Raw genomic sequence first — 779 nt, 5'->3', positions numbered from 1 at the left:
TATAAATTACTAAACCATTGGGTTTTAAAACCAATATCAAAAGATTTAAATACATATAGCAATATAAAACTATCTATTGATAAGCGCGGTCGTCCTGCTGATACGCTGATCTTTCAAGTTGAACTTGATAAACAAATTGACCTTGTGACTGAGCTAACAAAAGATCCAATATCAAAAAAAGAAGATGATTCAATCCGTTTAACGCCTGAAAATCGTCTGCATGAGGGGCTAAAAACAACATTGCATGATGCTTTAACTGCGAAAATACAACTTACTGGATTTGAAGCTAAATTCCTGAGTGACATGCAGAGTAAGTATGATCTCAACGGCTCATTTACATGGCTGACTCAAAAACAACGAGCCACGCTAGAGAAAATTTTAGCCAAGTACGGACGAATCTGAGGTATCTATGGCTCTAGTATCAATAAGTGAAGCAGCAAGACTAACTGGAAAAAGCCGCACAACAGTACAGGCATACATTAAGCAGGGAAAACTGACCAAGTGTACAGATAGCGCAGGCGCTTCAAAACTAGACACATCAGAGCTTCTACGTGTTTTCGGTTCATTCACTGGTCAGCAGGTTGGCAGTGAACAATCAAGCATCATTGTGCAGCACTTGGCAGGCGAATCTGTGCAGTTAACTGACCAGAATTTGCTACATGAAAACTATGCTTTAAAAGCTGAAGTAGAACTCGTAAAGGCATTGTTGCGTGAAAAAGAGCTGCTACTCAATGAAAAAGACAAGCGCAACGAGGATCTCAAGCAAGCGTTGTTACTGA

Annotated in this window: 1 protein-coding gene and 1 pseudogene; both read left to right on the top strand. The window is 39.7% G+C overall.

The genetic code is table 11. The features are described 5' to 3' along the window. Nucleotides 1–402: pseudogene (locus OGV65_RS00885) on the top strand (replication initiation protein); the annotation flags it as partial. Nucleotides 403–409: 7 nt separating this feature from the next. After that, the coding region (locus OGV65_RS00880; protein ID WP_286454501.1) for a MerR family transcriptional regulator at nucleotides 410–779 on the top strand (370 nt) is incomplete at its 3' end.

Origin of the sequence: Citrobacter sp. Cb004, from assembly GCF_030337065.1 — a bacterium.
Taxonomy (GTDB): Bacteria; Pseudomonadota; Gammaproteobacteria; order Enterobacterales; family Enterobacteriaceae; genus Citrobacter; species Citrobacter braakii.
Note: the sequence above shows the minus strand (reverse complement) of the source record. Positions and strands in the feature narration are given on the sequence as shown.